The organism is Bacillus pumilus (assembly GCF_003431975.1).
Taxonomy (GTDB): domain Bacteria; phylum Bacillota; class Bacilli; order Bacillales; family Bacillaceae; genus Bacillus; species Bacillus pumilus_N.
Genome location: NZ_CP027116.1, coordinates 3,582,446 through 3,597,036, shown reverse-complemented (window position 1 = coordinate 3,597,036; position 14,591 = coordinate 3,582,446). Strand labels below are relative to the sequence as shown.

Annotated in this window: 12 protein-coding genes; 8 read left to right on the top strand and 4 right to left on the bottom strand. The window is 41.8% G+C overall.

The window, feature by feature from the left end; all coding sequences use genetic code 11:
* Positions 1–198: 198 nt before the first annotated feature.
* The gene (locus tag C5695_RS18645) at positions 199–1,170 is read right to left on the bottom strand and encodes a S66 family peptidase (protein WP_117732377.1); all 972 of its coding nucleotides are present in this window, start codon (positions 1,168–1,170) and stop codon (positions 199–201) included.
* A gap of 154 nt (positions 1,171–1,324) precedes the next feature.
* Here C5695_RS18645 and cls (C5695_RS18640) point away from each other — a divergent pair, with 154 nt between their 5' ends.
* The 5 genes from cls (C5695_RS18640) to C5695_RS18620 all read left to right on the top strand — a co-directional run bounded on the left by cls (C5695_RS18640) (position 1,325) and on the right by C5695_RS18620 (position 7,644).
* Complete coding sequence (cls, locus tag C5695_RS18640; RefSeq protein WP_233230756.1) at positions 1,325–2,827, top strand: cardiolipin synthase; 1,503 nt, start codon at positions 1,325–1,327, stop codon at positions 2,825–2,827.
* Positions 2,828–2,932: 105 nt separating this feature from the next.
* Positions 2,933–4,651, top strand: coding sequence for an ABC transporter ATP-binding protein (locus C5695_RS18635; protein ID WP_117733201.1), 1,719 nt, complete (start codon positions 2,933–2,935; stop codon positions 4,649–4,651).
* A gap of 255 nt (positions 4,652–4,906) precedes the next feature.
* Entirely contained in the window at positions 4,907–5,836 is a 930-nt protein-coding gene (locus C5695_RS18630) for a DUF6731 family protein (protein WP_117732373.1), read from the top strand.
* A gap of 35 nt (positions 5,837–5,871) precedes the next feature.
* Positions 5,872–6,483 carry a hypothetical protein gene (locus C5695_RS18625; RefSeq protein WP_117732371.1) on the top strand — a complete coding sequence of 204 codons (612 nt, stop codon included), beginning with the start codon at positions 5,872–5,874 and terminating at the stop codon, positions 6,481–6,483.
* A gap of 162 nt (positions 6,484–6,645) precedes the next feature.
* Positions 6,646–7,644, top strand: a complete 999-nt coding sequence (locus C5695_RS18620; RefSeq protein WP_117732369.1) for a S66 family peptidase — start codon at positions 6,646–6,648, stop codon at positions 7,642–7,644.
* 28 nt (positions 7,645–7,672) lie between these two features.
* Here C5695_RS18620 and C5695_RS18615 read toward each other — a convergent pair whose 3' ends face one another.
* The 3 genes from C5695_RS18615 to cls (C5695_RS18605) form a co-directional block, all read right to left on the bottom strand.
* A complete protein-coding gene (locus C5695_RS18615) occupies positions 7,673–7,927 on the bottom strand; it encodes a hypothetical protein (protein ID WP_003215306.1) in 255 nt (84 codons plus the stop codon).
* A 73-nt stretch (positions 7,928–8,000) separates the two neighbouring features.
* Entirely contained in the window at positions 8,001–8,963 is a 963-nt protein-coding gene (gene uvsE / locus C5695_RS18610) for a UV DNA damage repair endonuclease UvsE (RefSeq protein WP_117732367.1), read from the bottom strand.
* A 12-nt stretch (positions 8,964–8,975) separates the two neighbouring features.
* Positions 8,976–10,172, bottom strand: a complete 1,197-nt coding sequence (gene cls / locus C5695_RS18605) for a cardiolipin synthase (RefSeq protein WP_117732365.1) — start codon at positions 10,170–10,172, stop codon at positions 8,976–8,978.
* A 143-nt stretch (positions 10,173–10,315) separates the two neighbouring features.
* On the opposite strand from cls (C5695_RS18605), the gene C5695_RS18600 reads away from it, so the two are divergent.
* The 3 genes from C5695_RS18600 to C5695_RS18590 all read left to right on the top strand — a co-directional run bounded on the left by C5695_RS18600 (position 10,316) and on the right by C5695_RS18590 (position 14,589).
* A complete protein-coding gene (locus C5695_RS18600; RefSeq protein WP_117732363.1) occupies positions 10,316–12,427 on the top strand; it encodes a (Fe-S)-binding protein in 2,112 nt (703 codons plus the stop codon).
* Positions 12,428–12,529: 102 nt separating this feature from the next.
* Entirely contained in the window at positions 12,530–13,705 is a 1,176-nt protein-coding gene (locus C5695_RS18595; protein WP_117732361.1) for an acetyl-CoA C-acetyltransferase, read from the top strand.
* A gap of 20 nt (positions 13,706–13,725) precedes the next feature.
* Complete coding sequence (locus C5695_RS18590) at positions 13,726–14,589, top strand: 3-hydroxybutyryl-CoA dehydrogenase (RefSeq protein ID WP_117732359.1); 864 nt, start codon at positions 13,726–13,728, stop codon at positions 14,587–14,589.
* Positions 14,590–14,591: the final 2 nt, after the last annotated feature.

The window sequence follows — 14,591 nt, the reverse complement described above, 5'->3', positions numbered from 1 at the left end:
GTATTAATAATGTTAGAGATAGAATCAAATAATTGGCTAAGTACATCAGAGAACATGTTGCCCCCTCCTCTCTTTTCTTTTTACATCTACTTAACGAAGGGGATGAAGGGTTGGATCACTTTTTCTAAAAAAATTTTAAAAAAAGAATCGATGGAATAGAAAAAGCACCCACATATGAGGGTGCTTTTTAGGTTTTATTTATGCGTGAACACGCCATTGGATTTGTCCGCCGTAGCAGGATAGTTCGGTACTCCCGCCAATCGGCAAGGTGAAGACCGGCTGTGTATGTCCGATATCGACATCGTAAATCACTGGAATGTGTTGAAGCATTGGGTGTTTATCTAAAATGAACTTTAAATGTTCCTCTGTCATCTTGGATTTTTTCTGAAATCGTCCGATGATCAACCCTTTGATAGATTCTGTGTGATGCAAGAGGGAGGTGAGGTCTCTGGCGAACATTTCAGGGAAGACCAACTCATCATCCTCCACAAATAAGATGGCATCCTTGATGCGAGGCATAAAGGGTGTCCCTTGCAATAAGTTCAGTGTGCAAAGGTTCCCGCCATACAAGATGCCTTCAGCTGTTCCTTCCTGATATATTCCCCATTTCGTCGGGTGAAACTCCCTGTTCGCTTGGTCAAGGTACCATGCGTCATCGCTCCATTTTGTCGATGGAATCACCTCAAATGGCTCACCGCCGTTCATCAAGCAGGCTTGAAACATAGCGGTTTGCTCCTCTTGTCCCTGTTCCATTTGGAAACTGGAAAAATGAGGGCCTGAGTATGTCACCATATCGCATTTGGCGGTAATGGCGGTTGCGAGTGCAGTAATATCACTGTATCCACAAAGAACTTTAGGGTGCTGACGGATCAAGTCGTAATCAATGTAAGGCAGGAGCTCATTGGAATTGAAGCCTCCAATGGCAGTCAAGATACCGTCGACTTTCTTATCTATGAACGCATCATGGAGATCAGACAAGCGGTGTTCAATAGAAGATGAGGAATGAATATCACATTCAAACACGTGTTGTCCAAAAGAGACAGTGAAACCTAAAGTCTCTAAACGCTTCTTTGCTTGAGCAACTCCTTCTTCTGATAAAATGCTGGCACTTCGGCTTGGGGCAATCACACGAATATGGCTGCCCTTTTTTAAAGGGGCGGGTGTATACATAGACAAATCTTCCTTTCCATCACATATTTCTCCATTATATCGGATCAAATGGCCCAAGTCTGTAAAAGCTAGGAGAAAGAAAGGCCGTGCGTTTCAGACAAGCTGTGCAAAGGGTATGGAAGAGAAAAGACAGAAACGAATGAGGGCGGAGAATGTGAAAAAGAGGAGACTCGAATTTTTATTTTTATATTTTATGATATTTGGGGCATATGTGGTGTTTTGGTGGCCAGTGCCAGCGTGGAGCGTTCAGCTGTATGCAGCAGTTTATATCGCCATTATTTTATTTAGCATCATCTCACTCATGCTAGAGAACCGGACATCACAACACACACTTTTATGGATATACGTGCTGATCTTTTTCCCGATCATTGGCTATATGTTTTATCTGTTCTCGGGACAGCTCTATGTGAAAGGTCATTTATTCAAATCAAAGAGAATGTACAACCGTGAAAAATTGCGCAGAATATCGGAGCTTGAGAGCAAGCCGGATGAATCGCGTCTAACCGATAATCAGCGGACTTTTTTTCATTACACAGAAAAGGCAACAGGCATGCATGTGAACACAAATAGTGATATGGATATTTTAAAGAATGGGGAGGAGACATTTCCCCGTATTTTTGAAGAACTAAAAAAGGCAAAATCGTTCATTCATATTGAATATTACATGTTCAAATCAGATTTTCTTGGGCATCGGATGATGGAGATTCTGATAGAAAAAGTGAAAGAAGGAGTAGAGGTTCGCTTCATCTATGATGCGGCAGGTAGCATTCGCTTCTCACGAAAAGATATTAAACGATTGAAGCAGGCAGGGGTCAAGGTCGCTCCTTTTCTGCCTTTAAAATATGGATTCTTTAATCAAAAATTCAATTTCCGAAATCACCGGAAAATCGTGATTATTGATGGAGAAACAGGATTTGTCGGCGGGTTAAATGTCGGAAAAGAATATGTTGGACGGGATGAAAACATTGGTTTTTGGCGTGATACGCATACGATGTTAAAGGGCGAGGCTGTTCAAACCCTTCATTCTGTTTTTATGCTCGACTGGGAGTATGTATCAGATGAAGTATTAATTGATGATCCGAAGTATCATACACCGCATCCTGTAACAGGCGAGGATGTGATTCAGGTTGTCCCGACCGGCCCCGATATGAAAGAAAGTATGAGTGATTTATATGATGCACTCATCTCAAATGCGAAACAATTTGTCTGGATTGCGACACCTTATTTTGTCCCAAATGAATCCATTCGTACAGCATTGAAAATTGCTGCTACAAGAGGAGTGGATGTCCGGGTGATGGTACCGGAGATCAATGATGGCTTCCTCACACAATACGCCACACGCTCCTATTTTTCTGAGCTCCTAAAAGAGGGCATCAAGGTGTATCACTATCAAAAGGGCTTCATGCATCAAAAAGTGATGATCGCAGATGGAGAGCTTGCCTCGGTCGGCACTGCAAATGTGGATATGAGGAGCTTTCAGCTCAATTTTGAGGTGAATGTCTTTACAGCTGCGAAAAAGCCAATTGAGCAACTGATGGCACACTATGAGGAAGACATGAAGGAATGTGAGCAGATGGGACCAGTTCATTTTTATAAAAGAGGCTTAAAGGAGCGATTAAAGGAATCATTTGCCCGATTGTTTTCTGGCGTGTTATGAGGTTTTCCAACCAAAGAAATCATTTACTGATCTAGTATTTTGAAGAGGGTTCCTCTATAATTGAAAATGATTATCAATTATAGAGGAAATGAGGTTCTTTTACATATGCTAAAACGCTTTTTTGCCTATTACAGGCCCTATCGAGGTCTTTTCTTTTTAGATTTCTTTTGCGCTGTGGCAGTTGGACTCATGGAACTGGGTTTCCCTCTTATCGTGAACTACTTCATTGATACATTATTGCCAACAGGAAACTGGACAGTCATTGGCTGGACCGCGCTTGCACTGTTTGTCATTTATGCCCTCAGCTCGGTTATGCAATTTATTGTGTCGTATTGGGGACATATGCTTGGCATCAATATTGAAACAGATATGAGGAAGAAGCTGTTTGATCACTTCCAGCGCCTATCCTTTAAATTCTTTGACAACAACAAAACGGGTAAACTCATGTCACGGATGACAAACGATCTCATGTACATTGGAGAGGTGGCGCATCATGGTCCTGAAGATTTGTTTATAGCGATTATGACAATCCTTGGTGCCTTTGCCGTCATGCTGATGATTAACTGGCAGCTGGCTATTTTAACCTTCTTGATTATGCCAGTCATCATTTGGCTCGCCCTTCATTTTAATAAGAAGATGACGAAGGCGATTACACAGCTTAACAATGACATTGGAGACTTCCATGCAAGGGTTGAAAATAATATCGGCGGCATTCGTCTTGTTCAAGCCTTTGCCAATGAACATTTTGAGAAAAAGCGTTTTGCGGAAAACAACAACCGCTTTCGGAAAGCGAAGCTTCTTTCCTATAAAATTATGTCGGTCAACGGATCGATCAGCTATATTCTCACAAGACTTGTGACATTATTTGTCCTTCTGGCAGGTACATGGTTTGTTCTTCAGGGGCAATTAACGGCAGGTGGATTTATCGCGTTTGTTCTGATCACTAACGTATTATTTAGACCGATTGATAAAATCAACACGGTCATTGAAATGTATCCAAAAGGCATTGCAGGCTTTAAAAGCTATGTCGACTTACTTGAAACAGAGCCAGATGTGAAGGATACAGAGGGAGCACGTGATGTTTACGGATTGAAAGGTGAGATTGAATATCGAAACGTAACATTTGGCTACGATGAACACAGTCATGTGTTAAAGAATATCGATTTGAAGATCAAACAAGGAGAAACGGTTGCGTTTGTCGGGCCTTCAGGCGCGGGTAAATCGACGATTTGCAGTCTGCTGCCTCGTTTTTATGATGTGGATGAAGGAGAGGTCACGATAGACGGTGTAAGTACAAAATCGATGACACTGACTTCTTTAAGGCAGCAGATCGGTATTGTGCAGCAGGATGTCTTTTTATTCTCAGGCACCATTCGTGAAAACATTGCGTACGGCAACCTAGAAGCCAGCGAGGCAGAGGTTTGGGAGGCTGTCAGGCGTGCGCATTTAGAGGAACTTGTCCAGCGTTTCCCAGAAGGATTGAATACGGTGATAGGTGAGCGCGGCGTCAAACTATCAGGCGGTCAAAAGCAGCGCTTGTCAATTGCACGGATGTTCCTGAAAAATCCGTCCATACTTATTCTAGATGAAGCCACATCAGCACTGGATACAGAAACAGAAAAAGCCATACAGGACGCGCTTAGTGAACTGGCTGTCGGCAGGACAACACTCGTCATCGCCCACCGTCTTGCAACAATTAAACACGCCGACCGTATCATTGTCGTGACAGAGGAAGGCATTGAAGAACAAGGCCGCCACCAAGATTTAATTCAAATGGGCGGCGTATACAGCAGACTGCACGAAGCGCAGTTTGGTATTGATTGAAAACAAATTTTAAGTTCACCTTTATAGATGAACTCAAAATTGACCTTTAAGTACAATTGAAAGTAGAACGAGTATTCGTGCAGGGGAAGTTCTTGAACGTGAACAAGAATTTTTTGTAGAAATAGAATATGTGAAGTCTGTCTGGACGCTTATAATAATTTCAATATATTTCTATAAATTCACGGTTATGTATTTAAATCTTAAAACGTGGACCGATGAAAATAGTGGTAAATAAAAATATATAGAGGTGTTCAAGTGAACAAACAAGCATATTTATATAACTGTTTCGTATCATTTAATGGAGAGAAAACAGACATAGCCTTTGATGATCTTTTGGACAAGATTGTGACTTTAAAACCAGAAAAAAAGTTAAAAAGAGTAAAGCAAGATGATTATACTAGTCTCAGTATGACACCTGATGGTAATTCGCGTATAAGAAAATTAGGTTTTGGGAAATACAGAAATAAAAAGCCTTATGAAACAGATAAAGGTACTGATATTATAGAACTAATTAAAAGAGATGTACTAGAAATGAGTTCAGCTGTTTTTATTCCTAACTCTAGATTAGCAATTGTAGAATATAACCATTATGGACCTAGAATGCGTGCGATCTCTGACTATTTAACAAGTTTTTTATATAAAGATGACAATAATGTTTGGGAAGTTGAATTTGTGCCGGTTGAGAGTAAACTTGGCTGGGAAGATATTTCTGCCTCAACTGATATAAAAACTCTCGAAATAAAGTTAGATATTGGAGGTAAATCACGACATTTTATTTCAAGAACTAATAATCCTGAAAGTTTATTTTTTAAATTGATTAGGAATACAGTGACAACACATAATGAATTTGGAGCAAATAAAGCTACTCTATCTTTCAGTAAGGGAAGAAAAGGAACAGGTTTTAATAAAGATAACTTAATGTCTTTATTAGAACTTCTTGAATTAGAGAGTGACCTTTTTGAAACAGTTAAGATTAAATATCTTAGTCCAAATACGGGAAGAACAGAAACGATTGATTTAAAAAACGAGGGCGTTACAGGATTATATTTAAAAAATGTAACTGTAAATAGTAACTGGGAGTTTATTTGTAACGAAATCTTAGAAGAATATCCAAATAACGAAAATTCAACTTTTGCAAAATATGGTCCTCTGCTTCCCAAAAGAATCTCGGATGTGATAAAATAGAACGAACGTTCCTATTTTGAGGAGGTCTCTTTTCTATGCATTTGTTAGATCGTCTAGTTAAATTTCTAGAAAAATGGGGCATAATAATTATTTTGTTTATCGTCACATTGATTTTGCTTTTCTCACTTTATTTTCAAAGAGATCTCACTTTGAACATATTTGAATTCTTTTTAAATGAAAAAGAAGGAGCTTTTCTAACGATTGCAGGTATATTTATTGGGATTTATTTTGCCATTTTTAGCTTTTTTATTGGAATAAAACCTGATTCTGTAATGGCAGATTTGGATGATGAAGATATCCTAACGCTGGTTAGATTTTTGCGTCAAAGTTTTGTAGGTAGTTTTGTATACATTTTTTTAACGCTTTTAAATTTACCTTTTTTAACGGGTGTATTCAAAATCTTTTACTACTTTATCCTTATAGATACTCTATTATATATGCTGTTGTCAGCACTCAAAGTCGGCATTTACATGTATATTACCTTTAAACGAGATGTAGTCAACTTGAAAGATAATATAGAAAATGTAAGAGAGGATTCCTATAAAATCCGAAGAATGTTAAACCTTTTTGAGGATTATCTTGAAAATGAAAAAAGAAAAGAGCGAGAACTACGCAATGAGACAATACGGAACGAAAGTAATGAATAACAAAGATTAATAAAATATAATTCCATTTGTAGCTTACAAAAAACATTTATTCTAACAAACATCTTTACTTAATCATCTTTTTTTGCTTAATCCAGCGGTCCTTTTGATAAAGGGCTTTTTTTGTTAGGATTGAAAAAACTCGTGTAGGAAGGATCTGATGGAATGAAGGGGCTTCGGCGATTACAAAAAGGCGATAAGATTGGTATTTTTTCACCTTCAAGTCCTGCATCAGCAACCTCGCCTCTTAGGTATCAGCGGGCGAAGAAGTGGCTTGAGCAAAAAGGATTTATTGTGGTACCAGGATCATTAACAGGGAAAGAGGATCACTACCGTTCAGGTACAATTCAAGAACGAGCCAATGAGCTGAATGAGCTGATGGCTAGAGAGGACTTGGCGTGCGTCATGTCAATGATTGGTGGGACAAACTCAAATAGTTTGCTGCCTTATCTTGATTTTGAGCTGCTGAAGCAACATCCGAAAATCATGATCGGTTATTCAGATGCCACAGCGATTCTTTTAGCGGCCTATGAAAAAACGGGACTGCCTGTTTTCTACGGACCGGCGCTTGTCCCATCTTTTGGGGAGTTTGAACCGTTTGTCATGTATACATATCAGTCGTTCGAAGACATCCTGATGCATCCACAGCCCATTCCTTATCAGATCAAAAAACCACCTTTTTGGACGGATGAACGAATCAATTGGGAAGAAAAGACGTGTGATAAAAAGCAGCGCCCGAACGATTGGCTGTGCGTCATAGAAGGACAGACAGAAGGTAGGTTGATCGGCGGAAACCTGAATGCAATGTACGGCATATGGGGCAGTGAGTTCATGCCAGCGATCCAAACAGGAGACATTCTCCTCATTGAAGATTGCATGAAAACAGCTTCTGTTGTAGAAAAAAACTTCTCTTTATTGAAAGTAAATGGAGTGTTTGAGCGGGTATCAGGGATTCTTTTGGGGAAACATGAGCTGTTTGATGATGAGGGAACGGGCAAAGAACCTTACGAAATTTTACTTGAGGTGCTCGGAGAGACAAAAAAACCGCTCATCGCAGATTTTGACTGTGCCCATACGCACCCGATGCTTACGATGCCAATCGGGGCACAAGTGAAAATGGATGCAACTTCAAAACAAGTGTTGTTGACAAAGGATTGGATATAACAAAAGAGCAGCCAGCAGCTGCTCTTTTTTATGAAACTTTCTCTTTTTCGAATGGCTGCAAGAGGTCTTGCGCTTTTTTTCCCTCTACGACAATTAAGTAGTCGGATTCTAAATGAGTGAGCCTGAAGGTTTCAAGCTCTACTATGTTCTTGATGTTGCACATTGTTTTTTTAGAATACACATATAGACGATGTTGAGCCTGATGGCATTTTTCATAAAGAGAAATAAGCTTATGTAAATTCAATGCTTTCGCAGCGATTTGGATTGAATAGATTTGAGACATCTTCATATCCTCCTGTTAATAACTTTCTCACAATAGCTTTGTTACCCCTATATGCTTAGGGATAAACCTTTCTCTATGATTTCCACTCAATGGTTCCTCCACCTGTTCGCTTGTTACCTCTTATCGCAGAAAGTTCTTCGACTAATCGGAGTAGTGCCTGGTCCTTTAACTTCGCCTCAATCATAAAATCTACATCACGCCCATACGGTTTTAATGCTTGAAAAAGCGGTAAAATGAAAGACATATCTACACCAACTGCATGACTGCGTATGGCTTTTTCTGATTTAGGTGAGGATAAGTGAATTTTAGGTGGAATGCCAGTGCTCGTCCAAGTATCGAACATTCTAGGCAGGATGTCTTCAAGCGCGGCAACGTCATCTTTGTTTGCCACGTGATGATGGTAATCAAAAACAAATGGAATGCCGTGCTTTTCACATACACCAAGCGTTTCTAACGACGTATACGTTTTATCATCATTCTCAAGCGTCATTCTCGCCTTAATGTGCGCCGGAAGCTGTTTGATATTTTCATCAAAACGTTGAAGAGCCGATTCTTTATCACCATACGCACCGCCCACATGAATGTTCATATAGCCATCCTTTTCGAGCTTCATCGCCTCAAGCATTTGATAATGGTACGTCATGTCGATCACGGCATTTTCTGTGATTGAAGGCTTGTGGCTAGTAAACAATGTGAATTGATTAGGGTGAAAGCTCACACGAAGCCCATGCCGTTTTACCAACTCACCAATCTCACGAAACTCTTTCTGAAAAGGTGTCACAAAGTCCCAGCGCACCTCGGGATGGGTCGCGAGCGGGACGATCGAACTCGAAAAACGGTAAAGCGGGATATCATGGGCAATGGCAAAATAAAGCGTTCTTAATGTATTGACGAGATTGGCTTTTGTGGTTCGTAATAATGCCCCTTCTCTCTCTTCCTTTGAGAGCTTGCTGTATCTTGCAAAAGTCAGCGACTTGGCAGGAGAAGCTTCCCATAAGGTGACAGCATTGGATACATAACCAAAACGATAACGCATAGGTCATCTCCTTTATAAAAAATACGAGAACATAGCGGCAACCCACTCAAGCGAACGTGATAAAAAAGGACGCTGTGTCAATTTTTCTTCTGTCATAAGCTCAGAGACTTCCATGTGCTCCCGAATCTTTTCTTCTACGTGCGCAGTAAAATCGACGTCATCAATGGCCACATCTACTTCTTCATTTAAAAACAAGCTGCGTTTATCAAAATTTGCCGTACTGATTATACAGCGTCTCTCATCAATCAGAATGGCTTTTGCATGATAAAACCCTTTATAAAAACGATAAACAAGGCAGCCAGAGGCAATAAGGTCCTTCAAATAATGAAATCCAGCCTCTTTGACGAGTGGGTGATCTGCTTTCATCGGGATGATGATTTCAACTGTCACGCCTCGCTTCCTTGCATCAAGCAGTGCACTTAATAGGGGGGCGGATGGAATAAAGTAAGGTGTACAGATAATGATTTTTTGCCTCGCCTGCTGAATATCTTGAAGAAAAAAAGCTTCTAAAGAAAAACCAGCAGTCGCACGTGTTGTGCATTGTAGTGTTCCCGGTTCCAAAGCAGGAAAAACCTCATATTGCAGCTGATGAATGCCTGATGACCGGTTTAAATCATTCAAAAAAACATGCTGGAGATCTGCGACGACTTGCCCCGTCATCCGCAAATGATAATCCTTCCAAATGCCAAATCTGCCTTTTTTTCCAACATATTCATCGCCAATATTAAACCCGCCAATATAGCCAATCTTTCCGTCAATCACTGTGATTTTACGATGATTTCTCATGTTTAACCGATAAATTAAAAAAGGGAAACGAGGCTTATTTAAAAAGTAAAATTGGATGCCGCTTTTTTCTAACATGTCAATTGTCTTTTGATCAAACGGATAGGACCCTAATCGATCGGTCAGTAAAAAGACGGCCAATCCTTGTTCGGCCTTGGTTTTCAATGCTTGTAAGACCCTTTGACCGATCTTATCGTTCTTTACAATAAAGAACATCATATGAATAGAAGAAGAGGCTTGCTGAATATCGGTGAGCAGCTGATCAAAAAATGGTTCACCATCATGATAAAAGACGGCATCACCGCTTGTTTGCTCAAAAGATCGTTCAAAAACGCGGGTGGAAAAATATTTCTTTCCCATATAAAGATCTAACAATATGAGACAAACGATGATAACGAGTACGAGTAGGATGATCAATGCGATCATGAAGCTTCCTCCTTTTTTGCATATTTCAATAGTGTACCCAAACGTGTAAAAAATATTGACTGAATACTCATTCATTATTTATGATAGAGGTACAACATGGAAACGAAACAAAGTGGGTTTTGGGGAAAGAAAGGGGGAGCAAGATGAATAGCCTTTTATTGATAAACTTGATCGCATTTACGGCGGTGACCGCTTACGCTGTGTATTTGTTTATTTATCTGATTCGAACACGAGCGGCGTATATTCGTCTTGGTAAAAAAGAAGAGTTTCAACGAGACATAAAGAAACGCTTAGAACGTGTTTGGATGAATGTGTTTGGGCAAAAGAAGCTCTTAAAGGACAAGAAGAGCGGCATCATCCATGTGCTGTTTTTCTATGGATTTATCCTTGTTCAGTTTGGCGCCCTTGATTTTATTATGAAGGGACTTGTTCCAGGCAGCGGACTCCCTTTAGGTCCGCTTTACGGGATCTTTACTTTTTTCCAAGAGGTAGTCACGCTTCTCATTTTAGTAGCTGTTGTTTGGGCATTCCATAGAAGGTATGTGGAGAAGCTTGTTCGCTTAAAACGAGGCTTTAAATCAGGTCTAGTGCTTTTATTTATTGGCGGCTTGATGCTGACAGTCTTACTAGGGAATGGCATGAACATCATTTGGCATGGACACTCTCTATCACCAACTGAGCCAATCGCTTCCAGTATTGCTTTCTTGCTGGGCGGAATATCACCTCTTGCGGCAACAGTCGTTTTTTATGTCGCATGGTGGGTGCATCTCCTCATTTTGCTGACATTCTTAGTATATGTCCCGCAGTCAAAGCATGCTCACCTTATTGCAGGGCCAGTGAATGTATTTGCCAGCAGATTAGACCCGCCAGGCAAGCTGCAAAAAATTGATTTTGAAGATGAGACACAAGAGACCTTCGGAGTGGGGAAAATTGAAGAATTCCGTCAATCACAGCTGATCGACCTTTACGCCTGTGTGGAATGTGGACGCTGTACGAATATGTGTCCAGCCACAGGAACGGGGAAAATGCTATCTCCAATGGATTTGATTTTAAGGTTAAGAGATCATTTAACAAATAAAGGAGCCGCCATTACGTCGAAGACGCCTTGGGTTCCGCAGCTTGCCTTCAGGCAGACAACAGGAAATCAATTGGCGCTGCAGGGGAGGGGAGCAGGTGCAGAAGAATCGGCTGCCAGCTCAATGTATCATCCTTCCCTTATTGGTGAGGTCATTACAGAGGAAGAAATTTGGGCATGTACGACGTGCCGAAACTGTGAAGACCAATGCCCTGTCATGAATGAACATGTCGACAAGATTATTGATATGCGTAGATATCTTGTGCTGACCGAAGGGAAAATGGACGCAGATGCACAGCGTGCCATGACAAGCATTGAGCGCCAAGGGAACCCGTGGGGATTGAACCGGAAAGAAAGAGAAAATTGGCGTGAACTGAGAGAAGATGTGCATGTACCGACAGTAAAAGAGCTGAAAAAAGCAGATCAAACCTTCGATTACCTATTCTGGGTCGGTTCAATGGGCGCTTATGACAATCGAAGTCAAAAAATTGCGCTAGCCTTTGCAAAGCTTCTCAACGAAGCAGGGGTCTCCTTTGCCATCCTAGGCAATAAAGAGAAAAACTCAGGCGATACTCCAAGAAGGCTCGGTAACGAATTTTTATTCCAAGAGCTTGCTACAAAAAACATTGAAGAATTCCAGAAAAACGGTGTCACAAAGATCGTCACGATTGATCCGCACGCCTACAATTTATTTAAAAATGAGTATCCAGACTTCGGGCTCAAGGCAGAAGTGTACCATCATACAGAACTACTAGCAGAGCTAGTGAAAGAAGGGAAAATAACGCCTGTTCATGAAGTGAACGAAGTGATCACCTTCCACGACTCTTGCTACCTAGGCAGATATAACGAGGTGTATGATCCGCCAAGAGACATTCTAAAAGCCATCCCAGGTATGACGCTGAAAGAAATGGAACGCCACCGTGAAACGGGTATGTGCTGTGGTGCAGGCGGGGGCTTAATGTGGATGGAAGAAGAGACGGGAACGCGAATTAACACAGCTCGAACAGAGCAGGCAATGCAGGTGCAGCCGTCTATCATCAGTTCAGGTTGTCCTTATTGTCTCACCATGCTGGGAGATGGAACGAAGGCGAAAGAAGTAGAGGAGCAGGTAGGTACATTTGATGTCGCAGAGCTTCTTGAAAAATCAGTGTTTGGCGAGGCTGGAAAGCAGGTTTCGTAAACAAAACAGGCCGATGAGTAGAATGTTCATCGGCTTATACATGGCGCTGCACATCAGGTGCCTAGATGATATGTAAGCGGTAACAAATGGGAGGGGACATACATGAGTACGACGGTTATTGTATCTGGAGCAAGAACACCATTTGGAAAACTAGGCGGTGCTTTCAGTGGGCTGACTGCCGCAGAACTAGGTGGAATGGCAATCAAGGCTACGCTGGAAAGAGTGCCAGGTTCACATCATGTGGATGAGGTCATCATGGGAAGTGTTTTGCAGGGAGGACAAGGTCAGATTCCTTCAAGACAAGCAGCAAGAATTGCTGAACTTCCTTGGTCTGTCCCGACGCAAACCATCAATAAAGTCTGTGCATCAGGAATGCGTAGTGTGAGCACAGCAGATCAAATTATCCGAGCTGGTGATGCGGAGGTCATCGTAGCGGGCGGTATGGAATCCATGTCACATGCCCCTTATTTGTTAAAAAAAGCGCGATGGGGCTACAAAATGGGAGACGGTGCGGTACAAGATGCGATGATTTTAGATGGATTAACCTGTTCGTTTACAGGCGTTCATATGGGTGAGTATGGGAGTTTGGCTGCAAAGGAGCTCGGTATCACACGGGAAGAGCAGGACCTTTGGGCGCTAAGAAGCCATGAACGAGCCATCGAAGCACAGAAAAACGGCTTTTTCCAGCAGGAAATCACCCCCGTTACCGTCAAAACAAAAACGGGAGATCGGCTCATCACAGAAGATGAATCACCGCGGCGTGATACTTCATATGAACGGTTGTCAAAGCTCATGCCTGTTTTTGATCAAACGGGTACCATTACCGCTGGAAATGCACCAGGCGTCAATGATGGAGCAAGTGCACTTCTTCTAATGAAAGACACATATGCGGTGCAGCATGGTGTAAAGCCGATGGCAGTCGTGCTTGGTCATACGCAGGTAGCTGTAGAGGCGAAGGATTTTCCAAAAACGCCAGCCTTTGCTATCGAGAAACTTTTGCAAAAAACAGGCAAGCGAATAGAAGATATCGATCTCTTTGAAATCAATGAGGCCTTTTCAGCCGTGGCTCTTGCTTGTGAAAAAGTAATTGGGCTGGACCGGCGGAAAATGAATATCAACGGAGGGGCAGTTGCGCTTGGTCATCCCATTGGGGCAAGCGGGACACGTATCATATTGACCTTGATTCATGCATTGAGACAAAGAGGCGGCGGTATTGGCATTGCGGCGATTTGCAGTGGAGGCGGTCAAGGAGATGCTATCATGATAAAGGTAGATTAAAAAGGGAGGCGTTCATCGTCATGAGTACAGAAGAGACCGTCATGGTCGTTGGAGCTGGTCAAATGGGATCAGGGATTGCCCAAGTTTTTGCCCAGTGTGGCTACACAGTCCTGCTCCATGATGCATCGGAAAAGCAGATTCATCGAGCCATATCCTCCATGACCAAACAACTGACGAAGCGTGCAGAAAAAGGAAAGCTGGCTCATCAGGCAGTCCGAGATATTACGCAACGGCTTGCTGTATCCACAGATTTAAAGGACGTACAGCAGGCTCATTTAGTGATCGAAGCCGCATCTGAACAAATGAGTGTGAAGAAACAAATCTTTGAAACACTCGATCAATTTGCAGAGCCTAAGGCGATATTTGCAACAAACACATCTTCCTTATCGATCACAGAATTAGCAGCTGTTACGAGAAGACCGGAGCAAGTGATTGGCATGCATTTTATGAATCCGGTGCCTGTCATGAAGCTCGTTGAGGTCATTCGAGCGCTGCAAACGAGTGATGACACGTATCAAGTCGTTTATGAAACAGCAAAGACATTAAACAAAACCCCAATTGAAGTGGAAGACTTTCCAGGGTTTGTATCAAATCGGATATTGATGCCGATGATCAACGAAGCCATTTATACCCTTTATGAAGGTGTAGCAGATGTAGAAAGCATTGATGGCGTCATGACGCTTGGGATGAATCACCCAATGGGTCCGCTTCGACTCGCTGATTTCATCGGACTAGATACATGCTTATTTATTATGAACACCCTTCATGAAGGACTTGGGGATAGCAAATATCGACCTTGTCCTCTTTTGAAAAAATACGTGAATGCAGGCTGGCTGGGCAAAAAGACAAAGAGAGGTTTTTACACATACCACGACCACTCATAGGG